Annotated in this window: 25 protein-coding genes and 2 pseudogenes; 13 read left to right on the plus strand and 14 right to left on the minus strand. The window is 66.9% G+C overall.

Annotation, left to right across the window (positions count from 1 at the left end; genetic code table 11):
• The first annotated feature begins 420 nt into the window (after positions 1-420).
• Positions 421-1,218 carry a DUF4145 domain-containing protein gene (locus tag N8I84_RS41575; protein WP_263235183.1) on the plus strand — a complete coding sequence of 266 codons (798 nt, stop codon included), beginning with the start codon at positions 421-423 and terminating at the stop codon, positions 1,216-1,218.
• A gap of 12 nt (positions 1,219-1,230) precedes the next feature.
• On the opposite strand, the gene N8I84_RS41580 is transcribed toward N8I84_RS41575, so the two are convergent.
• Complete coding sequence (locus tag N8I84_RS41580; RefSeq protein WP_263235185.1) at positions 1,231-1,989, minus strand: hypothetical protein; 759 nt, start codon at positions 1,987-1,989, stop codon at positions 1,231-1,233.
• Between N8I84_RS41580 and N8I84_RS41585 the strand changes: the two genes are divergently transcribed.
• The gene (locus N8I84_RS41585; RefSeq protein ID WP_263235186.1) at positions 1,978-2,703 is read left to right on the plus strand and encodes an XRE family transcriptional regulator; all 726 of its coding nucleotides are present in this window, start codon (positions 1,978-1,980) and stop codon (positions 2,701-2,703) included. The genes N8I84_RS41580 and N8I84_RS41585 overlap by 12 nt on opposite strands.
• A gap of 164 nt (positions 2,704-2,867) precedes the next feature.
• A complete protein-coding gene (locus N8I84_RS41590; protein ID WP_263235188.1) occupies positions 2,868-3,632 on the plus strand; it encodes a hypothetical protein in 765 nt (254 codons plus the stop codon).
• A 108-nt stretch (positions 3,633-3,740) separates the two neighbouring features.
• On the opposite strand, the gene N8I84_RS41595 is transcribed toward N8I84_RS41590, so the two are convergent.
• Positions 3,741-4,469 carry a prepilin peptidase gene (locus N8I84_RS41595; RefSeq protein WP_263235190.1) on the minus strand — a complete coding sequence of 243 codons (729 nt, stop codon included), beginning with the start codon at positions 4,467-4,469 and terminating at the stop codon, positions 3,741-3,743.
• A 155-nt stretch (positions 4,470-4,624) separates the two neighbouring features.
• On the opposite strand from N8I84_RS41595, the gene N8I84_RS41600 reads away from it, so the two are divergent.
• On the plus strand, positions 4,625-5,431 hold the full coding sequence (locus N8I84_RS41600) for a hypothetical protein (protein ID WP_263235192.1): 807 nt from the start codon (positions 4,625-4,627) through the stop codon (positions 5,429-5,431).
• Between the two features lie 123 nt (positions 5,432-5,554).
• On the plus strand, positions 5,555-5,740 hold the full coding sequence (locus N8I84_RS41605) for a hypothetical protein (RefSeq protein WP_263235193.1): 186 nt from the start codon (positions 5,555-5,557) through the stop codon (positions 5,738-5,740).
• 45 nt (positions 5,741-5,785) lie between these two features.
• Here N8I84_RS41605 and N8I84_RS41610 read toward each other — a convergent pair whose 3' ends face one another.
• From N8I84_RS41610 to N8I84_RS41620, 3 genes are all read right to left on the minus strand, one after another.
• A complete protein-coding gene (locus tag N8I84_RS41610) occupies positions 5,786-6,160 on the minus strand; it encodes a fic family toxin-antitoxin system, toxin component (protein WP_263235194.1) in 375 nt (124 codons plus the stop codon).
• 16 nt (positions 6,161-6,176) lie between these two features.
• Complete coding sequence (locus N8I84_RS41615) at positions 6,177-6,410, minus strand: hypothetical protein (protein ID WP_263235195.1); 234 nt, start codon at positions 6,408-6,410, stop codon at positions 6,177-6,179.
• Between the two features lie 196 nt (positions 6,411-6,606).
• Positions 6,607-7,434, minus strand: coding sequence for an SCO6745 family protein (locus tag N8I84_RS41620; protein WP_263235474.1), 828 nt, complete (start codon positions 7,432-7,434; stop codon positions 6,607-6,609).
• Between the two features lie 657 nt (positions 7,435-8,091).
• Here N8I84_RS41620 and N8I84_RS41625 point away from each other — a divergent pair.
• The 4 genes and pseudogenes from N8I84_RS41625 to N8I84_RS41640 all read left to right on the plus strand — a co-directional run bounded on the left by N8I84_RS41625 (position 8,092) and on the right by N8I84_RS41640 (position 14,397).
• Complete coding sequence (locus tag N8I84_RS41625; protein WP_263235196.1) at positions 8,092-9,198, plus strand: hypothetical protein; 1,107 nt, start codon at positions 8,092-8,094, stop codon at positions 9,196-9,198.
• 951 nt (positions 9,199-10,149) lie between these two features.
• Positions 10,150-12,846, plus strand: coding sequence for a DUF6185 family protein (locus N8I84_RS41630; protein ID WP_263235477.1), 2,697 nt, complete (start codon positions 10,150-10,152; stop codon positions 12,844-12,846).
• 163 nt (positions 12,847-13,009) lie between these two features.
• Complete coding sequence (locus N8I84_RS41635; protein ID WP_263235197.1) at positions 13,010-13,522, plus strand: hypothetical protein; 513 nt, start codon at positions 13,010-13,012, stop codon at positions 13,520-13,522.
• A 6-nt stretch (positions 13,523-13,528) separates the two neighbouring features.
• Positions 13,529-14,397: pseudogene (locus N8I84_RS41640) on the plus strand (IS5 family transposase).
• A gap of 360 nt (positions 14,398-14,757) precedes the next feature.
• Here the strand turns inward: N8I84_RS41640 and N8I84_RS41645 are convergent.
• Entirely contained in the window at positions 14,758-15,429 is a 672-nt protein-coding gene (locus tag N8I84_RS41645; RefSeq protein ID WP_263235198.1) for a hypothetical protein, read from the minus strand.
• A gap of 625 nt (positions 15,430-16,054) precedes the next feature.
• On the opposite strand from N8I84_RS41645, the gene N8I84_RS41650 reads away from it, so the two are divergent.
• Entirely contained in the window at positions 16,055-16,516 is a 462-nt protein-coding gene (locus tag N8I84_RS41650; protein ID WP_263235200.1) for a hypothetical protein, read from the plus strand.
• Positions 16,517-16,707: 191 nt separating this feature from the next.
• Here N8I84_RS41650 and N8I84_RS41655 read toward each other — a convergent pair whose 3' ends face one another.
• Positions 16,708-17,904, minus strand: a complete 1,197-nt coding sequence (locus N8I84_RS41655) for an FG-GAP-like repeat-containing protein (protein WP_263235202.1) — start codon at positions 17,902-17,904, stop codon at positions 16,708-16,710.
• 197 nt (positions 17,905-18,101) lie between these two features.
• Between N8I84_RS41655 and N8I84_RS41660 the strand changes: the two genes are divergently transcribed.
• Positions 18,102-18,901, plus strand: a protein-coding gene (locus N8I84_RS41660; RefSeq protein WP_263234646.1) for an IS5 family transposase whose coding sequence is annotated in 2 segments (ribosomal slippage) — positions 18,102-18,441 and positions 18,441-18,901 — 801 coding nt in all. Because the reading frame shifts where the segments join, the coding sequence is not laid out codon by codon here.
• On the opposite strand, the gene N8I84_RS41665 is transcribed toward N8I84_RS41660, so the two are convergent.
• From N8I84_RS41665 to N8I84_RS41685, 5 genes and pseudogenes are all read right to left on the minus strand, one after another.
• Positions 18,873-19,208 (minus strand): ankyrin repeat domain-containing protein, encoded by a 336-nt coding sequence (locus N8I84_RS41665; protein WP_263228084.1) that lies wholly within the window; start codon positions 19,206-19,208, stop codon positions 18,873-18,875. The two genes, N8I84_RS41660 and N8I84_RS41665, sit on opposite strands and share 29 nt — an antisense overlap.
• A gap of 8 nt (positions 19,209-19,216) precedes the next feature.
• Positions 19,217-19,657, minus strand: a complete 441-nt coding sequence (locus N8I84_RS41670; RefSeq protein ID WP_390899092.1) for a thiol-disulfide oxidoreductase DCC family protein — start codon at positions 19,655-19,657, stop codon at positions 19,217-19,219.
• Positions 19,654-20,061: a hypothetical protein gene (locus N8I84_RS41675; RefSeq protein ID WP_263227373.1), complete on the minus strand. Its 408-nt coding sequence runs from the start codon at positions 20,059-20,061 to the stop codon at positions 19,654-19,656. The genes N8I84_RS41670 and N8I84_RS41675 overlap by 4 nt, the downstream gene beginning before the upstream one ends.
• A 286-nt stretch (positions 20,062-20,347) precedes the next feature.
• Positions 20,348-20,455, minus strand: a pseudogene (locus tag N8I84_RS41680) (IS5/IS1182 family transposase); the annotation flags it as partial.
• A gap of 79 nt (positions 20,456-20,534) precedes the next feature.
• Entirely contained in the window at positions 20,535-20,768 is a 234-nt protein-coding gene (locus N8I84_RS41685) for a TIGR02391 family protein (RefSeq protein ID WP_263235204.1), read from the minus strand.
• A 376-nt stretch (positions 20,769-21,144) separates the two neighbouring features.
• Here N8I84_RS41685 and N8I84_RS41690 point away from each other — a divergent pair, with 376 nt between their 5' ends.
• Together N8I84_RS41690 and N8I84_RS41695 are read left to right on the plus strand one after the other, a co-directional pair.
• The gene (locus N8I84_RS41690) at positions 21,145-21,366 is read left to right on the plus strand and encodes a hypothetical protein (protein ID WP_263235205.1); all 222 of its coding nucleotides are present in this window, start codon (positions 21,145-21,147) and stop codon (positions 21,364-21,366) included.
• A gap of 79 nt (positions 21,367-21,445) precedes the next feature.
• On the plus strand, positions 21,446-21,895 hold the full coding sequence (locus N8I84_RS41695; protein WP_263235206.1) for a DUF3761 domain-containing protein: 450 nt from the start codon (positions 21,446-21,448) through the stop codon (positions 21,893-21,895).
• Positions 21,896-22,207: 312 nt separating this feature from the next.
• On the opposite strand, the gene N8I84_RS41700 is transcribed toward N8I84_RS41695, so the two are convergent.
• Positions 22,208-22,966 carry a hypothetical protein gene (locus tag N8I84_RS41700; RefSeq protein WP_263235207.1) on the minus strand — a complete coding sequence of 253 codons (759 nt, stop codon included), beginning with the start codon at positions 22,964-22,966 and terminating at the stop codon, positions 22,208-22,210.
• Positions 22,967-23,169: 203 nt separating this feature from the next.
• Positions 23,170-23,886 carry a DUF4145 domain-containing protein gene (locus N8I84_RS41705; protein WP_263235208.1) on the minus strand — a complete coding sequence of 239 codons (717 nt, stop codon included), beginning with the start codon at positions 23,884-23,886 and terminating at the stop codon, positions 23,170-23,172.
• Between the last annotated feature and the right edge of the window lie 197 nt (positions 23,887-24,083).

The raw sequence follows: 24,083 nt of genomic DNA on the forward strand, positions 1-24,083 counted from the left end.
CAGCTGGCGGGCACTGGTGTCGTGGGACGCTCACCGCCTGGTGCTGCGCTCCCGCAAGGGCACCGACCTCGAACCGTTCTTCCCCGAGATGCACTACGGCGCCGCGCAGCTCCCCGACACGACGGCCCTCGACGGGGAGCTGGTCGTAAGGATGCCGCGGGCCGTCTCGCCTTCGAGCGGTTGCAGGGCCGGTTGCAGCGCCGCGGCGAGGGCGCGACCCGGCTGGCCGAGCAGTGGCCGGCACACTTCGTCGCCTTCGACCTGCTTCGGATCGCGGGCACGGACACGTCGGGTTCTATCCCTTCGAGGGGCTGCACCGCGGCCCGCAGAGCGGAGGAGCGGGCCCGTCGAGACCCGAGCGCGGTCCGGCCGCCGAAAACCCTCATCCCTAGGTCGTTATCGCTGGCAAGATGGCCCCTCATGGCAAACCTCTTGATTAAGGACCTAAGGGAGATCGCGAAGGGTTTCCCCGATAACCCGGACGACTGGCCCCACATCCCCTGCCCTACGTGCACGCGAGGAGCGTTGCTCCCAGTCCGCGACTCGTTCGAGATGGAGGAGTCGGTCACCAGTAAGTCCTTGCGTGACCATGAGGTGTGGGAACCCGAGTGGATTCAGGGCGGCTTCCACTGCATGCTCACATGCAGGAAAAAGACCTGCGACCACGTGCGCGTCATAGGCGAGATGACCGTCCGCTGGACAGGCCAGGGTGACACCACTCCGTACGAAACGCACCTGGCGCCGACCATGTTCTACCCGGCACTGCCCCTGCTCGAAAGCCGAGAGCTCTGCCCGCCAGAGGTCGGGGAGCGAGTGGACGCCGCAGCCAAGATCCTTTGGCTCGACCCCAACGCCGCCGCGAACAGGATTCGGGCGGCGGTGGAGGCCCTGATGGACGACCGGGGAGTCATCCGTATGAAGCCCGGCCGCACGAAGCCGGTGAGGCTTAGCCTCGACAACCGGATCGCGATTTTCGAGACGGCGCTGCCGCAGCAGGCGGACGCCGCTGAACTGCTCCTGGCCGTCAAGTGGATCGGGAACGTAGGCACCCACGAGGATGTCCTCCTCATCCCTGACGTCCTGGAGGGAGTCGAGTTCATGGACGACGCCCTGTCCTTGATCTACGACACCAATCGCGACGACATCAAGAAGAGGGCATCCGAGGTCACGGCACGGCAAGGACGGCCCGACACCTTCTCCATCAACGTCCCGTTCTGAGCCACCCCCGGTTTACGGGGCCTCCGCCGCCTGCTCGGCGGTGCTGGCAGGGTGGTCGGGGTCGGTCATGGCCTGCCAGGGGACGCCGTTGCCGGGGGTGGCGCGCAGGGCGGCGGCGCGGGCGCGGTCCTCGGCGATCCACTGGGTGGCCTGGGGCGGGGCGTCGCCCTCGCGGATCAGCCGTTCGTACAGCGCCACCCGGCGTTCGCAGACGTCGGCCTGGGCCTGCGGGTCGGGCACCAGCTGGTCCCGGATCAGCCGGTGGCTGACCCGGTCGGTGAGCACCAGCATGGAGGTGGTGGTGTGCCGGGGCAGGCCGCCGGTCACCGGGTGCTCGTCGCCATACCAGTGGTCGCCGGGGCCGGTGCGCTGCAGCAGCCACCGCTCCAGCCGCTGGGCCTCGTCCTCGGCGGTGCCGTACTCCGGCCTGGGCACGCCCGGGGCGTAGCGGACGCCGTAGGGGATGCGGTCGTCGTCGGGGGTGCCGTCGGGCAGCAGAGCGGCGGGCCGGTCGAAGGGGGCCCGCCAGGTCTCGACCGCGCCGGCGAACCGCTTGTGCGCGGACTGCTTGGTGATGCCCAGGGCGTCGCCGATCTCCTCCCAGCTGCTGCCGCGTTCCCGCTCGTAGACGGCGGCGCGGCGCATCACCTCCTCGGCGAGGGCCAGCAGGTCGGCGGCCGCCCGGACGAAGTCGCCCGGGCCGGTGAACTCGGAGCCGTCGCTGTCGGGGAACACGGCCGCTATACGCCCGCCCTGGGCTTGCGCCTGCACACCCTGGCGGCCTCCCTCTCCCAGACCGTCGCCTGGCACTCCTTCGACCTGCGGCGTCACACCCACGCCAGCCAGAGCTGGATCGCCGGCCTGCACAACGCCTACGCGGCCGGTGACCACGACATGGGCGCCGGCCTCCTGGGCGACCTCGCCTACCAGGCCGCCTGGCGCCGCGACCACACCACCGCAGCCAACATCCTCAACTGCGCCCTGACCCGCGCCCAGAACCCCGCCGCCCGGTGCCTGCTCCAGCTGCGCCTCGCCCGCACCCTCGCCGCTCGCGGCGGCCGCAGCGAACGCTGCGCCGTACTGCGCGCCCTCACCGCAGCCGAGCAACACCTCAGCGACGCCGGCGCCGACCGGCCCGCCTGGTGCGCCTGGGTGTCCGAAGCCGACCTCGCCGTCGACTCCGGCCAGGCTCTCCTGGACCTCGGCGACATCGGCTGCGCCCACCAGCTCATCAGCGAAGGCGAACGCCTGCTGCCGCCCGCCCGGGACAAGACGAGGGGCGTGTTCCTCGCCTACCGTGCCGCGAGCTACCTCGATCTGAAGGAACCCGAGCCGGCCGCAGCCGCCGCTACCAAGTCCCTGCTCCTGGCCCGCCGCATCGGAGCGCCCCGCTGTGTGCGCCTCGTCGAGGCCCTGCTCCCCCGCTTCCAGCCCTACGCCAAAGCCCAGGGCGTTCCGGAGCTCCTCCAACTCGCTGCCGCCTAGGTTCACAAGCGTGGGCGTGCGGGTTCCGGATTCTTCTGGCGCTTGAGGTCGGCTTGCCCGGGCCGTAGTTGCGGTGTCCATGCGCTGGCCCCGCTCCTCGTCCAGTCTCGGGTGTCTTTTCCGGTCCGGAGTCCGTGGGCTTGGTGGTGGAATACTGACCCGCCATGACGCTGGTGCACGCTGTCGACAATCGGCCTGTCGTGGATGTAGACAATCCCGTCACCTGGCCCCGGCCGTTGGCGGATCTCATCTACAGCATCGCCGACAAAACCGATCTGGAAGAGCCGGAGCTGTACGTCGATCTGGTGCTGGGGGACAGGGAGGTGCAGGTCCTAGACCTGCTCCGTGGCCACCTTCTGCGGGCGCAGCACTGCACCAGGCTGCTCGACCACGAGGCCGATGCGATTCGCGCTCATGGCCTGCGCCCCCTGGACGTCACTCTGGTCGATGATCGCCTGAACCAGGCCCATGAGCGGGGCTATCTGACCGCCGCTGAGCGGGAGGTACTGCGTTCACAGAGCATGGTCGTCCCGGGGAGGCAGAGGTTGGGCAATCGAGAGGATCAGGTCTGCCTGACGCTCTCCGCCGAGGCCACCTCGCACGACATCAACGGGGTGTGGAGGCTGCTGTCCTTCTGGGGTGGCGAGGCGATCTACTGGCGGCACTGCGACGACCATGCCGGCGTTGCTCAGAGGCTGCGTTCCCTGGGACGGCCCACGCTGGTCACCGCCTACGTTGACCTCGCTAGTCCTGGCAGGCACCTCGTCTTCAAGTCGGTGGTGCACACCTTCGTCGGCAAGGCCATCGGCTATGCCCCAGCCAACGCCGACATCCTGTACCGCAACGCGATCCCGCCGCAGCACATCGAGTCCGTCGCCTTCCCCGGCGATCCCGCCTACGACCGGCTTGCGGGACTCCCCACCTCCTGATTGATCGCTCCGACTGCCCCGTTGAGCAGGCACGGTGAGAGTCGAGCTCCCGTGTCCCCTGGGCGAGAGAGGGGACAGCGTCACCAAAGGGTCATCAGAATCTGGGACTTACAAGGAGCCCAGGAGGATCCCGGCGAATGCTCCGGCCATGAGGAACGGGCCGAACGGGATCGCCGTCTTGCGGTCGGCGCGGCGCGCGAGGATGAGGCCGACGCCGTACAGCGCACCGAACAGGTATCCGGCGAAGGTGCCGATCAGCAGGATCCCCCAGCCGTACCAGCCCAGGACGGCGCCGAGCGCCGGGGCGAGTTTCACATCGCCGAAGCCGAAGCCCTTGGGGTTGATCAGGAACAGCAGCAGGTAGCAGACGCCGAGCGTGAGGGAGCCGAGCAGCGCGGTCATCCAGCTGCCGCTGGCACCGGGCAGCAGCGTGGCACCGCCGAGCAGGACGAGAGCGATCACCGCGAACGGCACGGTGACGATGTCCGGCAGCCGGTGCACCGCGAAGTCGACGACGGCGAGCAGCACGCCGACCGGGACAAGCAGCAGCCACACCACCAGCTCGGGGCGCGCACCGACGGCGGCCGCCAGAACGATGCAGGCCACGGCTGACACGGCAGCGAGGACAGGCGAGCTCGGACCGTACGAGTCGCCGTCGGGGCAGCGGGCCCGCCCCAGCCATCCGTCCCCAAGCCCGGCGAGCTGATGCCCTGCAGGACACGCTGTCCGCCAGGCTTCCCCAGGAGGCACGGAGAGCCGGTACGCGGCGCGCGGTATGAGCAGGCCCGCGCCAGCGCCCCACAGGACCGCCGCCGCGATGATCCAGAACGTCTCCACCGGACGGAGCTTAAGCGCCGCTTCGCGTGCGCGTGGGTCTGGCCAGCCTCGCTGAGGGCAGAGCCGGGGAGCCCGAAGCCTAAATCCCGGGCGCGGTGCCGGACTTAGGCACCACAATCGGCGCAGCACACGAACCACCAGGAAGGCGCCGCACGATGGACGAACTGCGTTTCGACGCGCCCGTCGGGACCATGGCCATCGGCCCCCGGGACAACGGCTTGATGCTCGTCAAGGAACTCGGGGCCCACAGCCTGCGCCTGCAACTGGAGGTGAAAACCTCGGCCGCCGCCGAGGCCGGGCGCGTCCTGGTCCTGGACACCACCTTGTATGCGCCGTTCGCCAACGGACCACGGGGCATGCTCGGCACCGCCACGGCCACCGTCGCGTTCCGCCCTAACTCCGTCGAGCGCCCGGAGCTGCGCTACATGCTCACCAGCGCGCAGGTGCGGGCCCTGGACGAACACCGCTTCGGCGACCTGCGCCTGGAGCTCGATGTCCGAGCCACCCTGCCCCAGGCGACCTCCTACCCGGGCAGTTCGGCGACGCTGTACATCGCCGTCGCCGAGAGCCGCTGGCGCCAGCAGATCGAGGGCCTCGGTCCGTCCCTCGCCGTCGAGATGTCCGTGCCCTTCCCCGCGGGCGACGACGAGCGTCAAGAGGCCGTCCGCTACCTGCAAGAGGCACAGCGCCGCCTGCGGGACGACGACGTCGACGGCGCCATGCTCGAAGCGCGCCGCACGCTGGAATACATCAGGCTGAACAGCGGCTGGCTCTGGCCCGGCAACAAACCGTCCCGCGAGCGCACCCAGGACGAACGCTGGGCGTGGATCCGGGCCGCCCTCGAGGACCAGGCAAGCGGCGCGCTGCACAAGGACGCCGTCACCAAGACGTTCAAGTACAGCCGCACCGAGGCAGAAACGACGATCGCCATGGCGGCCGCGCTGCTACGCCTGCTCGACTGACCCCCTCCACGAGCCCTCTGGAGATGATCTCCTAAGGGCTCCTGGTCGTTATGGCCGCGGTCGGCGCCGTCACGGGGGAGGACGAAAGCGGGCATTGTCAGTGCCGACGGCGATGATGACTGCATGACGATCACGATGCAGAACTTCGCGCTCGCCTGGACCGACCCGGACGGCATCCCGCGCTCCTCCGCCGTCGCCTACGACAAGCCGAGCGCCGACAGACGCAAGCGGGACCTCGAAGACGCTGGATGCAGCGACATACAGATCGTCGAGACCAAGCCGGGCCAACTGCCCGAGCCAGCGGTATGACCGCCCGCCCTGGGGCGATGATCTCCTCGCTCGACAGCGCCTGGCTCAGGCCCGCTCAGTCCACTCCTTGAGCGTGTCGGCCAGGGCCCCTATGTCCACGTCCCCGGCCGTCACCTGCTCGGCCAGGTCGGCGGCCTCCTTGGCGGTGAACCGTGCCGGCTGGCCACTGGCGTGCAGATAGCCGGCCGCGACCGTGACACCGAACAAGGCGTTGCTGTGCTCCAGCGCTGGGACACGGCACAGCGAGTGAAACAGGGCGGCAGCGCGGTGGTGGGGCTGGTCGTAGACGAGGTCGTCCATCACGCGGAAGCAGTGCCGGGCCCGGGCGGCCTCCAGCGCTCCCCAGTCCGTCACGTCCGGGTCGCCGAGCTGGGTGCGGGCAAGCTCCAGCAGCCACGCAAGATCAATTGTCAGGTCCACTGTGAGCGGTCCGCCCTCACGCAGCGGTCGCGCTGGGCCCGGGCTGCGGGCCGAACCGGCGGGCGAACTCCTCGCGCATCCCGGGTGTGGCCAGGAACTGGGCGCAGCCCTCCAGGAACCGCGCCTTGTTCAGGCCGGCGGCCAGGACGCGTCCGGCGTACACACCCGGATCCTCGTGCTGCTGGTGCGCCTCACGCTCCAGCTGCTCCCACTGCTCGTCATCGATCTCGATGCGGATTTCCCTGGCCATGCCCCCACGGTAGCCGGACCGGGCCTCCGAGGGGGAGAGATGAGCGGAGGGGCCGCCGCCAGGAGTGTCTGCCAGCGTCGCCGCGGCGGGCTGGACCCTCGAATGCCCACCCTGGACCGATTCGGGAAGGGCAGCCCTCCCCCGCCTCAGCGGGAGGGTGTGCTACAGAGCGCGGGCTGCCGTCGTACGGCGCGTGTCACTGCGAGCCCGTGGCCACCAGGGTCGCGGTGATGGGTTCGAGTTCAGTGATCAGTTCGTCGAGTTCGGCGGGGGACAGGGCTTCGTAGGGCGGGGTGGCGAGTTCGTCGGTAAGGGTTTCGATGCGTTGTTTGGTCGCGCGGCCGGCGTCGGTGAAGTGGCCGTCATTGTCGATGAGTCCGCGTTCGCGCAGGCCGTCCATGACCGCGGCCAGGCGTTTTTTCGGCAGGTGATGGATGCGTCCGAACGACTCTGGGGGGTGGATGCCCTGTTCCAGCGCGGAGAGTACGTGGGCCTCCGTGCCGCCGATGCGCGAGCCTACGAGAGCGGCGATGTGCCCGTCGCCGCGGTGCTCGCGCAGCATGGTCGCGGAATGCCACAGCCGGGCGACGGGGTCGCTGGGCACCGCAAGGGTGCGCATGCCGGCGTACATCACCCGGCCTTCGGTGGGGGCGCCCGTGGCGGCCTTGGTGGTCAGGTCGGCGGCGCGCACCAGGCCCGGGGAGTCGGCCAGTTCGTCGCCGAGGATGCGCCGGAGGGAGGCCGCGCTGCCCCGCTCCCGCGCGGCGACGGAGGCCTCGGGCGGGATCGTCTCCCAGGCGCTGGGGATGTGCCGTGCGGCTTCCCCGTCGGCGAAGTTGTAGAAGGCCGCGTGCACGACCTGGGCCGGCACCCGTCCCAGTGGTGCGGCACGGCTGGCGAAGTAGCCGTCCCAGTAAGTGCGGTGGCCGAGTGCGGCCAGCTCCTCATTGCACTCGTCGGCGAGGAAGGTGACCAAGCAGATCGGCTCCAGGAGCTCGAACATGCGCCGGGCGATGTGAGTCATCGGATGCAAGCGCGTCGTGCCCATCGGACTCTCCATTCGTTTCGGTGTGCCGACTTGGACCGTCCGGTACACCGAAACTCATCGACGACCGAAGGGAAGGATTGCAGATGGGTTGGCGTCTGCGTGGCTGTGTATGCGAGAGCGGTTCTAGTCCAACTGAAACGCCCCAGGTCGGGCGACATCGCAGCTTCCGAGCGAAAAGCTCGATCACTCACCGTGACCGTGCTGCTCGACCTCGTTTAGGTCGCGGCTGCCCCATGGGCGCGGGGTCAGGCCATGATCCCCTGCTGGGGTCGGCCACGGACGTCTCCTGGGTGGCGAAGACACTGGCCAGCTGCGGGGCGCAGTCGCGGACGTGAGGAACGGGGCGCTGGCGGCCACTTCGACGCGGGCGTACTCGTCCGGCTCGGAGGGTTGCGCCTGGGGTCCGGTCTCGTCCACGCGAGCGACGCCAGCGGGCCCGGCCCCGGCCGAACGCCTTTAGGCAAGAAGAAAGGGGCAGCGGCCGTTAGACGGCGGGTGCCCCTTTAAGTCTGTGATCAGAGTAGCACGGACCTGCCCGGCCAGCGGTTGATGATCCCCCGCTCGGCTAGTGTGCTGCGATGGTCACGGCTCCTCCTGCATCGGATCCCTACGCCCGGCACGTGTCTCGCCCGCATGTCGGACTTCTTCACCGACGAAGGCACGCCCTGGGCGCGCCGTCTATGGGACATAGGTTCGGTGCTGGCCCTCGAGGAACTGTGGGAGGCCGGCTACTGGCAGGCTCACGGGGTGCTGTCGCAGGCCGCGTGCGACTGGCAGCGCATCCAGCTCAATGCTCTGATCGGCCCCGACCGGGGGCTCGGAGACCGGGACCTGCGCAGGGAACTCACCGGGTTGCTGAAGAACTCGCTGCCGGATCCAAGCCCTGAGCGCCGTCGGCTCAAGGAGATCATCGGGCACGTGCGGTCCGGGTATCTGGAGCGGTGGGCTGCGGCGGTCAACGTGCCGGTCGACGAGCGGGTCAAGCCAGAGCGGTTCTCCCGCACGGTGGCCTCCCATCTCCTTGATCTTGGCTACAGTGCCAGCCACCTCAAGGCCTGGGCGAAAGATCTCTACGATGCGCGGGCCACCACGGCGGATATAGCGGACAGCGCTGCTGCGCTTGCGCTGACGCCGACCCGGTCGTACGAGGTGCTGGTGGCGCTGGAGAAGGTGCCCCAGCGGCAGCTCGCCGAGCCGCTGGAGCATTGGTACGACAAGGGCAAGGTCATCGCCTGGTTGCGCGAACACGGCCACGACACGGCTGGCGTCCGGCCCGGCGGCGGGTTCGTCTACCGGTTCACGGCACTGGACGCCTTCAGCGCCGCCGAACAGGCCCGGCAGATGCTGGAGCGGATGACCGCTCGCTCCCAGTTCCTGCGCCGGGACCGCGGAGGTGTGGCGCCCCTCCCCCACATCTGGGTCGCCGGACATGCGCGGGCCATCCCGCTCGATCCCCCGGCGCGGGGCGCCGACGTCCTGACCCTGGTCAATGAGGGGCATCTCTACCAGGTCGCCGGCACCCGCAGGCGGATCGACGATGCCCTGGAGCTCGCGGCCGCGGTCAACCGCGGTCCGATGGCCCCGGCCGTCGCCGGTCCTGGGCCCGCCATTCCCGGCGCGCGTAGGCGCGTGCCGCGTCGCGTTGTGCCTCGGTGCAGCCGTCCTGGAGTGCCGAGGGTGTTGTGCTGCCGGTCTGGCTCGTGCAGTGCCGCGGGTCGTGCGACGCCAGATCGCTGGTGACGGTGAATGCGTCGGTGCGCAGTTCAGCCGCCTTCCAGGACGATGGCCGTCTCCAGCATGTCGTTCGCGGTACTCCATCGCCTGCAAGCCACCGCGAGTTGCATCTCGCCCATTCCCGAGGGTTGCCGGCATGCGTGGAGCGGCTCAGCGGGCCGGTGGCCGTTGCGGGGCGCCCTGCTTGTTGTGGGCGTTCTTGGTGACGGAGTCGGCGAGGCCGTTCATCATCGTCGCCCGCTTGCCGATTCCCCAGCGCTCGGCGTGAGCAGGCTCGCGGCACTCGGCTCCGATGTCCGCCGTTTACCCGGCCTGCCGGTTCCCACGCCCCGGGCACAAGTCGAGCGGGTCGCACAGCAAGATCACTTGGTAGGGGTCGTTCTCTGCGCCGGACTCATGGTCGGCATGGGATACGAACCGCCATTGTGAGGCCTTCGTGTGCGGTGTGCGGTCGACCTTTTCAACGTGAATGTGCAGTGTACGGGTGCTGGGATCGTTGGTCTCGACTAGGACTTCATCCGGGGCGAGCGGGAAGTGGTCGTGAAGAAGGCACAGACCGAAGCGGTCAAGGTTTCCGTGTTTCTTCAGCACTGCCACTAGGTCACGGACAAACTCCGCATCCTCAGGACTCAACCCTTTGGCTTCCTCCAAGCGGGGAAGCGGATTCTTGGGGGCGGACCTCTTTGGTCCGGTCATAGCTTCTCCCAGATCTGGCTGACAGTCATTGGACTCATCGTCAGCCATTCACGGATTCCCTGCAGGGGATCTGCAGCCGATTGGGTGAGCTCCAGGTCTCCTGCCGTGTCTGTGCATGACACGGCGGACCCTCTATCTAAGCTCAGCGGGGAGGCAAGAATTTACGGACCATGCTGTGCGGAAGAGGACGCTGTGCACGTGCATCGAGGGAGTGGTTCCGGCGCATTCGCCGACATCCGATGGTGGCGGTTGGCACCTCTAGTGATCCTGGCAATTGCGTGTCGGGGATATTCTTCCGCGGAGGCGCAGAACGGTGCTCCTGATCCATGCATGACGAACCAGCTCAGTGCCCGCGTCGCCAATGCCGAGATTGATTTTAATCAGCACGCCCGGACCCATGTGCAGGTGCAGTCAAAAATGACGATCAAAGTACCTGAAACGGCATGGCCTCTAGCGAAAGACCTAATGCTCGGCAGTGAATCCTCTAAGTATCGGACCGCGATGCGTTGCCTATTGCGCGAGGGTGAAAATATAGACGGGAATCTACAAAAGAATCCACGCAACGCCGAGTGGCGCTTTCGTAACCCGCAGGTAACCGCTAAAGATAACTTGGTTACTGTGCGATATGATGCACTCGCCTGGGTGAAGACTGCAAGCATCGTCCAGATTGGCCCATGGGAAATCAACGCCAAGGAGAGTGATAAGTGGAAAGTTTACCTACGGCCACCGAAAACCCTAGAGAAAGCACGGTGGGAGCACATTGAGGTCAAGCTAGGCGGTCTCAATACGGGAAATATTAAGCGGCCTGCAGTTTCTGCCAGCAAGAACAGTTTGGTATGGGCAGCGCAGCCACCGCAGAACGTCGAGGTCGACGTGGATCCACCCTGGCAGCGCACTTTGGCCCTGCATACGGAGCAGTCCTTCTGGAGCACAGTCGGTGTCGCCTCATGGTGGGTGTGCGCCTCGGCGGTAATCGCACTAGCCGCCCTCCGTCTGAGACGGAAGGCGCTTTCTGACCAATCAGGCCAGAACGAGCGCGACGTTCAGGTATCGACGTTTCAGGTTAGCGGGGCAAATAAAAGGTGCCACGAAAGCTCCGGGAAAGCACTTTTCCATTGGTCAGGGCTTAGTACAGCAGTGGCCCTCGCCGTACTTCTGTTAATTTCGCATCCAGTCATCTCGGTTCCGTCATCGTGGCGCGCCCTGATCAGTATCGCGGCAGCCGTGACCCTGGCCCTCGTCGCTCGTCCTTGGTGTCAGGTCGTAGTGGACCCCGACCCCCACACCGGGGCTGGCACGTCCGCCAACACCAAGGCAGGAGTTGACGAGCCCGCCAGCCCCGGCGCTGGCACTGACACCAACCATAGGGATGTTCGAAGCAGACAGGCTCGCGTCATCATCGCGACTGTTTCAGCGGTGGCCGTGATCGGCTTGCTTGTTGTGCTGGCCCCCCACTTGTTCGGCCTGCAGGCCGAACTCAAGCCGGAAGCGCCGCTGACCGTCTCCCGGGCAGTCGGGCTCACGCTGTTGGGGCTTGCAACGCTGTGGCTTTGGCTGGCCGCGATGGCAGCATGGGGTTGGCGTTTCGCGCTGGAAGGGGGGCTGGTACGCAGTTCCTGGACCAGTAAGTGGAACCATACGCCGGCCCGGTGGGTGGCACTTGTCGGAGTCCTGCTCGCTGTGGTTGCCGGGGCCATGTTTTCTTGCTTCTGGTGGGCCAATGAACATCAGTGGAGACGCGTCACGTGGCTCCTCGACCAAACTAGTTCCAATTCCCGCGATATCAACATTAGCAAATTTCTTGTGATGTTCCCATTTACTGGCCTCACTTGGCTTTACGCCTACACTTGGGTGCTCACAGGGATTGCCCTCATCGCCTTTCTGCGCGTGGAGGCCCAGCGGAGTCGGACCGGTGGAGTGGAATACGCCTTGTGGCCGGATGGGAAAGCCGAGGGTCTGCTGACAGCCGCCGTATTTGCCTTCGTCGTTGGGCTTCGGAATGTCCCGTTCGCGGGATCCATCGCACTCTATGGTGTCTGGCTCCCCCTAAATATTGCCTCGCTGTGCGCGGTTGTTACCCTAGGGCGGCGATGGTCAGTGCTAGGTTTCCGAGTCTCCAATGACGGTATGGGGACTCAGCCTTCTTTCCCTGTGCGCAGACTCGGCTCCAAATGGGGTCGACATGAGCTCCTGAAAAAAGCGCACCAGTACCGCAGTTTGCAGCACCAGTTGTACTTGGTGGATCATGGGCGTATCGAGGGTGTCACACGGGAGCAGTTGGAGACTAAACTACATGAGCTCCATGAGTGGTTGATTGCCGGATGCGGCGAGGGCCATCCACCTGACCAAGACTCTGTGCTGGACGTCGCCCTTGCTTGGGGTCCAGAAGACCACTGGTGGGACAATGCGCGGCACGCAGGGCGCCTGGCATTTTACTTCGGAATTCCAGCGAGTGCTGCTCTCGTCTGGCTCACCCACCTCAAGGATTACCAAAGTTGGATTCTCACGCTTCATGACCCTATCGGGTTTCCGGAAATCCTGGCAAATCTCCTTACCTATCAGGCGGCGTGGGCCGGTGCTGGTTTCGTCATGGGGGCGCTGTGGCGACTCCTTCCCGGGCGTCGCGGTCCTGTGCGGGCATTGGCTATCACCGCTGCCTTTGCCATCCCTGTCTGTTTGGGGGCCTTGCTCAGCCGTATTACTGATACGGACCTGGGCTACGCCTTTCTGACGGTCTTGCTCATGCTCACCATTCTGACGCTCACCAGCATGTGGATGGACTCGGCAACCTTCACAGAAGAGAGGCAACTCTGGCCGACTCGCTTCGGTTTGCTACTTTCGGTCTATCAATTGCGAGGCCTATCCGCGCAGATCGCGTACCTTCTCGGCCAGGTATCGATTGCTGTGGGAATCTGGGTGCAATTGGCCAGCGCCAAGTCCTTGCCTCCCGTTAGGTAGTGGTCCGTCCAGTCACCTGAGAACTCGTAACACGATCTTGCTGAGGTACGCGGTGTGCCCGGGCGCTTCGGTTGGCGCTCGGGCAGTTCAGGTGGCACTTTGGGCGCTGGTCTCGCACGCGATGCCGGGCCACAGGGGATGGTCACTTGAAGGGGCGGATCACGTGAGCGCGAGCGACGGACGGGAGCACTGGGAGTTGCTGCCCGGAGCCGGGCTGGGGCCACTGCGGTTCGGGATGAGCCCGGCCGAGGTCGCCGACGCGCTCCGGGCCTCTGAGCCGCAGAAACAGGTGGGCGGCCCCTACAAGCAGGAAGACTTCGCCGACGGGGTGAAGGTGTTCTACGACGCCGGCAAGTTGGCGTGCATTGCTCTGGACGCGGTCACGGGTCCGCAGGTCTTGCTAGCGGGCTTCGCGCTGGCTGGCCGCGATCCCGAGCAGGCACACCAGTTGCTCCTTGACTACGCCGCCGAGCACGGCAGTTGCTTGTTGTACACACCCGATGACTCCCTCGCCCTGACCGATCTGGGGGTTCTTCTGCGATCGCAGGAGGTCGGTGGCGTGCGGATGTCGCGGCCCGTCTTCGTGAAGGAGGACTGGCTGGAGTCTGAGTACTACCGCGATCGCCTTCCTTTGGAAGGCGTCGCGGCCACCGGTGAATCGCCCTGGCCGTTGTAGATGCGCGTGCCGCTGCCGCAGCGGGACGGGCGTGACCAGTGTGACGATTCGGCCGTTTGGGAGAGTGTGAGTGTTCGACCGTGGATCGTGGACGATGGCCTCTGGGCGTTGATCGAGCCGTTGCTGCCGCCCTGGCCATAGAAAGCACCCGGTCCGAAGCCCGTGGATGACCGGCTGTGCCTGCAGGGCATCCTGTACGTGCTCTACAACGACGTCAGCTGGCAACTGCTGCCGCTGGAGCTGGGGTTCGGCTCCGGACAGACCTGCTGGCGCCGACTGGGCCGGTGGCACGCGGCCGGCGTCTTCGAGAAGCTGCACCACGTGCTGCTCGCCGAGCTGCACGCGGCCGACGCCCTGGACTGGACGCGGGCCTGCGTGGACGCCTCCCACATCCGCGCGAAAAAAGGGGCGAGGCCACCGGCCCGTCACCGGTCGACCGCGGGAAGACCGGCAGTAAACACCACCTGATCTGCGACGGTAACGGCACCCCATTCAAGGTCATCACCACCGCGGCCAACGTCAACGACGTCACCCAGACCCTCGCCCTGGTCGACGGCATCCCACCCGTCGCCGGGAAGCCAGGCCGTCCACGCAGGCGCCCCAAAGCACTTCTGGGCGGCAAGGGCTACGACAGCAACCCCAACCGGCGCGAGCTGCGCAGGCGCCGCATCCTGCCGGTGATCTCCCGCAAGGGCGCCCCGAACATCAAGGACCTCGGCAAGCTCCGCTACGTCGTCGAGCAGACTTTCTCGCTCCTGCATCACTTCAAGCGCCTGGCCGTCCGTTGGGAAAGACGCCTGGACCTGCACGACGCCTTCGTCTCCCTGACCTGCGGCCTCATCTGCTGGAGACGCCTCAAGAAGGTCCGCCCATGATCGTGTTACGAGCTCTGAGTAGTGGTCAGCGGTCTTGTAACCCTTCTTGAGCGTGTGAACCGATTTGTGATTCGTGGGTTGCAGGGCCGTGCTCGGTGACGAATTGGTCTCATGCTGGACCTGCCGTCAGCGGCGACTGATCCCTCTCGAGCACATGCGGAGAGCCGCAGTGACGTGCGCTGAACCGGGACCTGGAGCGCCCGACGAGAAGAGGCAGAGGCATAGCCGCTCCTCACGGTGATAGCCGCTTCGGGTCCTGGCGGGCGCGGCACTCCCGGTGGGCGTACTCCCGGACGGCGTCGCACTCCGCCTCCGTGCAGCCCTCCCGAAGCTGCGTCGGTATGTTGCGGGTCCGGTTGGTCAGTTCAGGCCTAGCTTGGCCAGGGCGGTAGTCCAGTCGCTGGCGATGGCCCGCTGGGCAGCGGCAAGGGTGACCTTGCCGGAGCACACCGCAGTGTGCAGCTTTGTCTCCACCGGGTCCTTCTTGTTGTTGATGCCGCCGCCGGACTTGTGACCGGGGTCGGCCGGCTCCACCCAGAGGTTCCTGGGATCGTTGGGGTCGCCGCCAAGCTGAAGACTCAGAAGATGATCATACTCGGCGTCCCCGAGGTGGCCGGTGTAGCCATACGAGGCGGCGTTCAGCTTCTTCTCCTTGCTGGTGACCGAGACGGGCGGCCGGATTCCCTTCGTGTAGCCGCCCCTCCGACAGATCGTCGACGTCAGAGTTGATTGGGTGACAGCCGGGGAGGTGGCTCCGGGCGTGCACTTCGGATCCGGAAGCGGCTCCCCATTCTCGTGCCGGTAATGGCAGCTGCCTGCGGGCGGCTGCTGCTGGACGGCGTACGTCTTCTGGGGGCCAGCACCAACGGCGATCGCGGACCCGGAGCCCCCGCCCGCCCCTGTGGCTGGCGCCTGCGACGTCGGCGTCGCGCCCAGTGATCCGGCGGCGCCGTTCTCCAGCTTCGGCGAGCAGCCTGCCAGGAACAGCCCGGCGAGCAGCACGGCAGAGGTGGTGCGGACAGCGGGTCTCATGACGTCCCCTCACGGGTGGGCAGTAGCTGCGCAAATGCTGCCCCACTGGCTTTCGGTCCTATCGGGCGGGGTACGGCGCGATGAAGCGCAAACGTCGCACACTAGGAGCTGTCCCCTCTCCCATCGCCACCGGCGTACAGCAGCGGGTGGCGGGGCGCCCGCTGCCGGTGCACGGTTACGTGCACCGGGTAGAGCTGGTGGAGTTGGAGGATGTCGGTCTGCCACTGCGAGCGGGCCGCCTTTGCATCGCCAGGCACCTCGCGGCCCAAGCCGGGCCGCCACCCGCGCATACAGGGACGGCGAGCTCGTGTCAGCCGGGGCCAGGTGCGCCGTCAGGAGGGGCTCGTCAGCCGGATTGTGGGCGTCAACCTGGGCAAGAACTTCCACCTGATCATCCTGGTGAAGGCGGGGCAGAGCGGATCCGAGCTGCTGGCGCAGTCGCGACCAAGAGGTGGTAGAGAGGTCGAAGGACTCCGGGTCAGCCTGGCTGGCGCCGAAGACAAGCTCGCTCAAATGGACCGACGGTCTCCCGGGGGCACGGCGATCAACCTCGGCATGCCACGCATGACCTCAGCTCAACCTATCCGGGAGGAGGAGGGAACAGTTACGCTGAGACAATCAGTGGATGACCAGCGATGAGATCCGGTTCGACTGCCAGCGACGTGGCGACGGCGGCGTGCCCGTGATCCTCCCCCGCATCGACGGAGTACCGCTCACCGAGCTGATCGACAGCTTTGAGATCGCCGCCGGGATGCAGCCGGCAGGCGACACCTACGGTGGTCTGATCCCGCAGTTCTTCCGGTTCGGCCCGATGCGGGACCACTTCCTCGGACGGTCCACGAACGCGATGGGGCCGAAGACACCCGTTCTCGGTTGTGAGTGCGGCGAGTGGGGATGCTGGCCGCTCATGGCCCGCATCAGCGTGACAGCCGACTGCGTGGTTTGGGACTCTTTCGAGCAACCCCATCGCACAACACGCGACTACACGGCGTTCGGCCCGTTCCAATTCGACCGCTACCAATACGATGACGCCTTGCGGGCCCTGAGCGTGGCGCTGGACTCAGACGTCGATGACACACGCGCATGAGAGCTAGCAGGCGCAGCCTGCTGGGCTATTTGACGCCCAACTGCAGTAGGCCGAACGTGGAGCGCCTCACGGCCAGATTTGACCACCCCGGGAAAACGCGGGTGGCGCCCGCCGCTTCGCAACTAGGCGCTGCGGTGGGCGCCGCTCGGCGCCAGCCTCTCCAAGGCTGTTCATCCTTGGAGAGGCCGCTTTCAGAAGCCGCCGTTGAGGTCGTACCAGTCCCGGTACAGCACTTGGTACTTGGCGAAGGAGCCCTTGCCGTTGCCTGCGTAGAGCCGTAGCTCGTTCGCCTCGAACGTGGCGTCGGAGTTGAGGTAACCGTCCTGGGTGGCCGCGACCAGGTCGTTGCGTCCGTCGCCGTCGACGTCCCCGACGCTGACGAAGGCCGACATCTGGCCCCAGCCGCCGCCGAGGAGTTTCCGGGCGCCGAAGGAGCCGTGTCCGTTGCCGGGGTACAGCCACAGGTTGCCCGAGGCGTCGCGAGCCAGCAGGTCACCGTGGCGATCGCCGTTGAGGTCACCCGGTGCGGTCAGGGCGTTCATGGACTTCCAACCGCCGCCCAGGGACTTGCGGGCGCCGAAGGTGCCGTGGCCGGTGCCCACGTACAGCCACAGGGTGCCGGCGGAGTCACGGGCCAGCAGGTCGCCGCGTCCGTCGCCGTTGAGGTCACCGGTGGCGGTGACGGTGGCCATCGACTTCCAGCCGCCACCGAGGTCCTTGCGTGTGCCGAACTTGCCCCAGCCGTTGCCCGGATAGAGCCATAGCTCGCCGGAGGAGTCGCGGGCGACCAGGTCTTCGGTGCCGTCACCGGTGAGGTCGCCGTGCCGGGTGAGGGCGGTCATGGAGTTCCAGCCGCCGCCGAGCAGCGTGCCGTCCCCGGTGCCGGAGACGAACCACAGCCGGCCGCTGCGGTCCCGGGACAGCAGGTCCGCGCGGCCGTCACCGTTCAGGTCGCCGAACCCGGCGGTGCTCGGGCTGGGCTGCGCGTACCACCCGGCGTAGGGCGGATCGACGCACTCCCGCTCGTTGGGAACGAACTTGACGGAGCTGATCGCCTTGTCGAGGCTCGAGTCGTAGCTGGACAACCCGTTGTCCGGTGGGTCGGGGAAGTAGCTGCCGCTGTACTTCGGGTCGCTGTAGAGGCAGGAAACGCTGGACGTGCGGTTCCAGTAGGAGCGGATCCTGTTGTCCCATGTTCCCATCGTGGGCATGTCGGTGCGCGTCTTCATCATGGAGCCGGTCGCGTCCGTACCGCTCCATCCGCACAGGTAGCCGGACGGGCAAGCGCTCGCCGACATGGTGGCGGCCTGCGCCGGTGCGCTGAGCGGCACTGCCGCCAGCGCCATGCTCCCCGCGGCCACCAGCAGCCGTCTGAGAGGTCTGTTCACCTAGATCCCTTCTAGGGTTTTCCTTGGAGATCGAATAGGACGAGCGCACTGTATGCCTGTTCCGGCGACGTGTGACTCGTCATCCCGCCTTGATCAGGGTTCGAACAAAGGGAGACCGTCACCCGCGGCCGGATGTAGTCGCGGCCTAAGACGTCATCTCAATTGGTGGCATCGGTAGGCTGTGGGTCGTGGTGAGGATTGTTGAGCGGCTGGTGCCGGACGAATTGTGGGAGTTGTTCCAGCGGGTGGTGCCTGACGCCCCTTCGCGGCCTCAGGGCGGTGGCCGCCGCCGGCATGGCGACCGTGAAGTGCTGGCCGCGATCGTGTTCGTGGCCACGTCGGGCTGCACGTGGCAGCAGTTGCCCGCTGCGTCGTTCGGTCCGTCGGGGGCGACGGCTCACCGCCGTTTTGCCGAGTGGACGCAGGCCAGGGTGTGGGCCAAGCTCCACCGCCTGGTCCTCGACGAGCTCGGCTCCCGCGGCGAGTTGGACTGGTCCCGCTGCGCGATCGACTCGGTGAACATGCGGGCCCTGAAAAGGGGGACCTGACAGGCCCGAATCCTGTTGATCGGGGCAAGTACGGATCGAAGATCCATTTGATCACCGAGCGGACGGGTCTGCCCCTGTCCGTCGGAATCTCCGGGGCGAACCTGCACGACAGCCAGGCACTGATTCCCCTGGTGAAGGGCATACCACCGATCCGCTCCCGCCGCGGGCGGCGGCGACGCAGGCCGGACAAGCTCCACGCAGACAAGGGCTACGACTATCCTCACCTGCGGCGATGGTTACGAGAGCGCGGCATCAAGCACCGCATCGCCCGCAAGGGGATCGAGACCTCGCAGCGACTCGGCCGCCACCGCTGGACCATCGAGCGCACCATGTCCTGGCTCGCCGGCTGCCGCCGCCTCCACCGCCGCTATGAGCGTAAGGCCGAGCACTTCCTCGCCTTCACGAGCATCGCCTGCACCCTCATCTGTTATCGGCGGCTTGTCTGCTGATGTGGGCCTGCAGCAGTTTCACGGCCAGGTCGTGGCCGTGGTGATTGGCCATGTCCATGGGGGTGCGGCCGTCTGGGTCTGCGAGCTCCGGATCAGCCCCGAAGGCAAGCAGCACGGCCGTGGTGTGCACAGTCAACGGCTGCCCGCTCTGCAGAGAGCCATCACCCTCGACATCGATCGCGTGCGTCAGCAGCGTCATGTTGCTGAAGACCTCATCGGGATCGGAACCAGCGGCCAGCAACCGGGCCAAGGCCTCAGCATCCTCCTGCTCGACCGCGTGATGCGCGGGTGTCCAGTGGTCGCTCACGACGACATTCAACCGTCCCCACGGCACGCCTGCCAGCAACTATCTACGCCATCAGCCACCAATTGAGATGACGTCTTAGCCGCCGCAAGTACAGCGCCCCGGGCCAGCTTCGCGCCGGCCGGAGTGCTCAGCTTGTGGGCGAGCGGGCGGTGTTCCCGCAGTGCCCACAGCACGACGATCCAGGCGCGCGAGCCCTGGTAGATCTGCCCGGAGTCGCCGACCACGGTGACCTCGTCGAGGCTGGCGGAGTGGTCGAGTCCGGGAAACCGTGCCCGGGCCTCGGCCGAGCCCGCCGGTACCAGCTCCAGCGGCACCAGCTGCGACTGCCGCGCCAGCCAGTTCCGCAGATGGGTGCACAGGGTGCACTCGGCGTCGTACAGGACGGTCAAGCCGTGGACCGGAGCCTTCAGGACGCCCCGGTCCGCCGCCCCGGTGGTCACGGCCTTCACGCCCCGACCGTGGGCGGGACCCAGCCCTGAGGGGTGACCGGAGGCCGCTGCTCGCGCTCCATGACGCCGCGCCGCCGGATCTTGTTGAGCACGAACACATTGCCCAGGTGCATCACGCCGAGCACCAGCAGGACCACGCCCAGCTTGGTCGACAGCGCCTCGAAGATGCCCCGGGTGTTCTCGATCGTCTCGCCACCGCTCAGATACAGCGCCACGAAGCCGAGGTTGACCAGGTAGAAGCCGACGACCAGGAGGTGGTTGACGGCGCCCGCGAGCTGCTCGTTGCCGCGCAGCACGTCGGCGAGGAAGATCCGGCCGTTGCGGCTGAGCGTGCGGGCCACCCAGATGGTCAGCGCGATGCTGACGACCAGGTAGATGACGTAGGCGATGACGGTGCGGTCCATGCCCCACCCCTTCTTGAACGCGTTCAAAACGCTGACAGGACTGACTGTAGACGTATTTTTGAACGTGTTCAAGTCAAGGTTGCTCGGCTTCTCCGACCCAGTTCCGGGCGCGTGTGGGCACCTGGCCGACGGCGGCACCGACGCCACGACCGGACCACCGCCCGGACCTGGCTGGTCCTGCACTGGCACCGCTGGCGCATACGCCACCAGGCCCGAGCCTGCGCCGGCCACTACTGCGCCCGAGAAGCCCGATCTCACTCACCGTGAAATCACCGGCTGTAGTACTAGCCCATATGAGGAACCTGCGGTGGGCAGTGGACTTCGAGATGCCAAAGCACGGCGGCAGGGGTCGCCAGGCGCAGCCGCTGAGCAACAGGTAGCTGATGGCCGCGGACACCTGGGCGGGGCTGCGCCGTCCCTCCCGGCCTCTGGGAGGGCCGACGGCTTCGCAGACCCCGCACCGTGTGCGCCCTCTACGCGCTTGCCTCGCCGATGCGGCGTTTGGCCCGCTCGACCTGGCGCAGCAGCAGGTCCGCGAACTGGATGATCTCTGCTGTCTCGATCGGGTCGTCGAAATCGACGGTGCGGTGGCTGGCTGGGTTCTTGTAGGCGCCCATGGCGCCGGGCGAACAGGTTGGTGGTGGCCGCCTGCTCCCCGCCCTCGGCTTCAGCGTCGGCCAGCGCGCCGCCAGCCTTGCCGTTGTCATGAGGGCGGAACGCCTCCCTCATCAGCTTCACTCCGACCAGGGAGTTGTCGAGCTGTCTCCTAGTACCCCAGGTCGAAGGTGGTGCGCACCGTGTCTTCCAGGTCCGGGTGAACGGACCGGAAAGCCGCTCGCGGGCCTCGAGCCGCGTGAAGCCCTGCGGGTCCTTCACCAAGTCCATGCCGTCGCTGGAGATCCGGCGGAACGCCTCGGACTGGTGGGTTCCCGGGACAGCAGCGCCTGCGCCTCCAGCCAGCACCAGGCATCGGACAGCCGGTTCACGAGCGCCGTCCGCATCCGGCTCTTCCTGGAACGCCTGCCGCGCCGAACTCATCGACACGATTTGCGAAGCTCTGCGGCGGGATGAAGAGTGCGCGCCGTGCGCTACTACGTGATGAGCGGCCCGAACCAGGGCGAGACCGGCACGATGACCGAGGGTGTCGGCGAGATCCGTTTGCCGCATCCGACGCTGGCGGGCGTGCACTGCCGGTACAAGGTCAACAGCATGGACGCGATGATCGAGCAGGCCGGGTTCGAGCCGGGCGTCCAACTGCGCTACGCAGGGGATGTCGTCAACCGGCAGCCGACACGTCACGAATAGGTGACCGTTACACGAAATCAGCACACTGGCTTCACAACTGGCGCTACGGTCATCCCTCTAACGCATCCTGGGGGGACGCATGAGCAACCCGTACACCATGCCGCCGCGGCATACTCCGCCAGCACCGCCCGCGCCGAAGTGGGCGCGGAAGCGGTACGTGCTGCCCGCGATCGGCCTCGCTTTCTTCCTCGGCATCGGCGCCGGTGCCAGCGACCAGCAGAGTGGGAACGCCGCAAAGGCCGCATCCGACAAGGTGCAGCCGACCGCCACAATTACCGCGACGGCTACGGCGACGGAGACGGTCGAGGTGAAGGTGACCGTCACCGCGCACGCGGCAGCTGCTGATTCGGGGAGCAGCGGGGGCTCGTCGGGCGGGTCGTCGGGGAGCGGCGGGTCCAGCTCCTCCGGTGGTTCCAGCAGTGCCGGGAACGGTGCGACCGCGCTCTGCAACGACGGTACGTACTCGTATGCCGCCCACCATCAGGGCGCGTGCTCGCATCACGGGGGCGTGGCCGTCTTCTACAGGTAGGCCCGTGGACAGCCAACGGACCGTCCGGCCACTCGCAGTGGCTGGCCGGGCGGCGCTTAGTTCTCAGCGGGCCTTGAAAGGGACTCGATGATCGGCCTTGCCATTTCCCTTGTCCGGATGTCTCTACGGCTCTGCTTCGGCATGGTCGACATGATTTTCTGGATGTGCACCCTCGGGAAGGTGGACCCCAAGACCCGACGTTTCGTCTGACCTGCTTATGGGTGGGCCGGGGTTGTGCCCTCCCGGGCGCACGGGTTCGCGCGGCCCGCCCGGAACGCGGCGGTGTACGGCCGCCCGGGGCGAGTACTCAGATCAGCCTCCCCACACGGTGTAGATGGCGCGGGTTGCCTTGCCCGCGGCGGGGATGCCGGTCCACTGCTCGCGGTAGGTCATCCCGGCGGGAAGGTTGTCCGGGGCGTTGTCGGATGTGCCGGTGTCTCCGCCGACGACCTGGCCGGCCGCGTTGTAGAGAATCACCTGCTGCGTGACCATGCCCTTCAGCTCGTCGTGCGTGCTGTTGGTGACCTTCACGGTCAGGTTGTAGGCATACGGATCGTCCGTGAACAGGTCGTCGCGGCTGCCTTGAGTCAGCTTCAGTTCGCTGGTGACGAGCATGGGCTGTTCGACGGATCCGGCCATACCGAAGGCGTCTTTCGCCTGCGTAACGTCGATCTTTGCGGGGGTTCCGGTGAACTGGGTGAGGCTGCCGCCGAGGGTGCCGAGGAAGTCGAACGTGGTGTGGGCGGATATGTTCGGAAGAGTTTCCTCTGCCGAGCCGACGATGGCGCCGGTCTTGTCCAGGGCTCGCGCGTCGATGGCGACCGACGCCACGGAGCTGCCCGGGTTCGACACCCTGGCGACGTACGTGAGTGCCGTGGTCCCGGCGACGTCCTTGCCGGTGTGGCTCCAGACGAGGCGCACGGTGGCGCGGGCGGGGCTCGACTGGTTGGCAACGGACGCGCTGTCCCCAGCAGTGTGACTGGGCTTGCTGTCGGGTTTGTCGCTGCTGCACGCGGTGAGCGTGGCGGCGAGGACGGCGATGGTGGCGAGCGCGGTTGTTCTGACGTGCATGGTCCCCCCAAGGACGGTGTTGACGCCCGCCATTGTGAGGTCGTTGTGAAGGCACTTACATGCAACGTGCATGAATCGTGTCGGAGATGTGACGAACACGCGCGCCTTCTAACGCGGTTGTCTGGCGGGCGGACCGGGGTTGTATCCCTCCCGGGCCGCATGGGTTCGCGCGGCCCGGCGGACGGAAGGCCGATAGCCCGCCCCTACGCCGGGCCTCCGCCAGGCGCCGGGGGCAGCTGCTGGCCAGGAAGGTTGCCTGCTTTCCGCTCCTCGCCCCTCTGCTGAAGCCGCTGTAGTTTGGCAGGTCGCTGGAAGACCTCATCGAGCAGTTCGTCCATGAACTCGAGGATGGCGGTGGCATCATCCACCGAGATCGGCTCGTCACCGATGTCTCCATGGGCGATGCTGTTGCCGTCCTTCCGGATGCGCTCGCTGGTCGCCGCCGTCAATGGGCTGATGATCTGGGCGTCGCGCAGAGCATTGATCTTGCTCTGGATGCCGATGGAGGCGACGCCCTTGGCCTTGCCCGTCGCTTCCACGACCGCCCGCGCCAGCGCCACTGCGCCTTTGGCCGCACCGATACTGAGGCACGCGTGTGCTTCACTGGCCGTCGCAGCAATCTGCTCCGGAACGTCCGGGAACTCTGGGCGCCTCGCCTTGACCGGTTCCCACTCAAGGCGCTCTCTCGGGAACTGGTGCTTCGGGTGGCCCATCGTTGGCCTGTGCAGGCTTGTCCATCCGACAGACAGACGCTCGCAGTTCTCGTTCGAGCACTTGAAGGCCGCCATGTAGACGGGCCGATCCCTGTCACGCGACCCGGACCGGTCCGTCGGCCATACCGCTGGGGGCAGTTCGTACGGGTCCAAGACCATGGTCATGTGCGTCCGGTCGCCGCACCAGCCGCAGATTGTGCTCGCCATGGTACGGACGATACGCGGCAACACGGCTAGGACGCAGGGGAGTTTGCCACGACGCCGTGTGGACCGTCGACTAATGGGAGGCGGCCCCGGGCTACCGTCTCCCGAGCGGCCGGGGTTCGCGCGGTCCGCCCCGACGCGGGCGCGGTACGGCGCCGGGGCGCCTGCCTCTTGCCAGCGCTCGCGATCAGCCTATGCCG

The organism is Streptomyces cynarae, from assembly GCF_025642135.1.
Taxonomy (GTDB): Bacteria; Actinomycetota; Actinomycetes; order Streptomycetales; family Streptomycetaceae; genus Streptomyces; species Streptomyces cynarae.

Bases quoted from the DNA above. Each gene is read 5' to 3' on its own strand.
- N8I84_RS41705 (WP_263235208.1), bottom strand. From the start codon at position 23,886: ATGGCGAGCACAATCTGCGGCTGGTGCGGCGACCGGACGCACATGACC.
- N8I84_RS41675 (WP_263227373.1), bottom strand. From the start codon at position 20,061: ATGGACCGCACCGTCATCGCCTACGTCATCTACCTGGTCGTCAGCATC.
- N8I84_RS41625 (WP_263235196.1), top strand. From the start codon at position 8,092: ATGTCGGACTTCTTCACCGACGAAGGCACGCCCTGGGCGCGCCGTCTA.
- N8I84_RS41650 (WP_263235200.1), top strand. From the start codon at position 16,055: ATGACCAGCGATGAGATCCGGTTCGACTGCCAGCGACGTGGCGACGGC.
- N8I84_RS41695 (WP_263235206.1), top strand. From the start codon at position 21,446: ATGAGCAACCCGTACACCATGCCGCCGCGGCATACTCCGCCAGCACCG.
- N8I84_RS41575 (WP_263235183.1), top strand. From the start codon at position 421: ATGGCAAACCTCTTGATTAAGGACCTAAGGGAGATCGCGAAGGGTTTC.
- N8I84_RS41685 (WP_263235204.1), bottom strand. From the start codon at position 20,768: ATGACAACGGCAAGGCTGGCGGCGCGCTGGCCGACGCTGAAGCCGAGG.
- N8I84_RS41615 (WP_263235195.1), bottom strand. From the start codon at position 6,410: ATGGCCAGGGAAATCCGCATCGAGATCGATGACGAGCAGTGGGAGCAG.
- N8I84_RS41605 (WP_263235193.1), top strand. From the start codon at position 5,555: ATGACGATCACGATGCAGAACTTCGCGCTCGCCTGGACCGACCCGGAC.
- N8I84_RS41590 (WP_263235188.1), top strand. From the start codon at position 2,868: ATGACGCTGGTGCACGCTGTCGACAATCGGCCTGTCGTGGATGTAGAC.
- N8I84_RS41600 (WP_263235192.1), top strand. From the start codon at position 4,625: ATGGACGAACTGCGTTTCGACGCGCCCGTCGGGACCATGGCCATCGGC.
- N8I84_RS41645 (WP_263235198.1), bottom strand. From the start codon at position 15,429: ATGAGACCCGCTGTCCGCACCACCTCTGCCGTGCTGCTCGCCGGGCTG.
- N8I84_RS41620 (WP_263235474.1), bottom strand. From the start codon at position 7,434: ATGACTCACATCGCCCGGCGCATGTTCGAGCTCCTGGAGCCGATCTGC.
- N8I84_RS41700 (WP_263235207.1), bottom strand. From the start codon at position 22,966: ATGCACGTCAGAACAACCGCGCTCGCCACCATCGCCGTCCTCGCCGCC.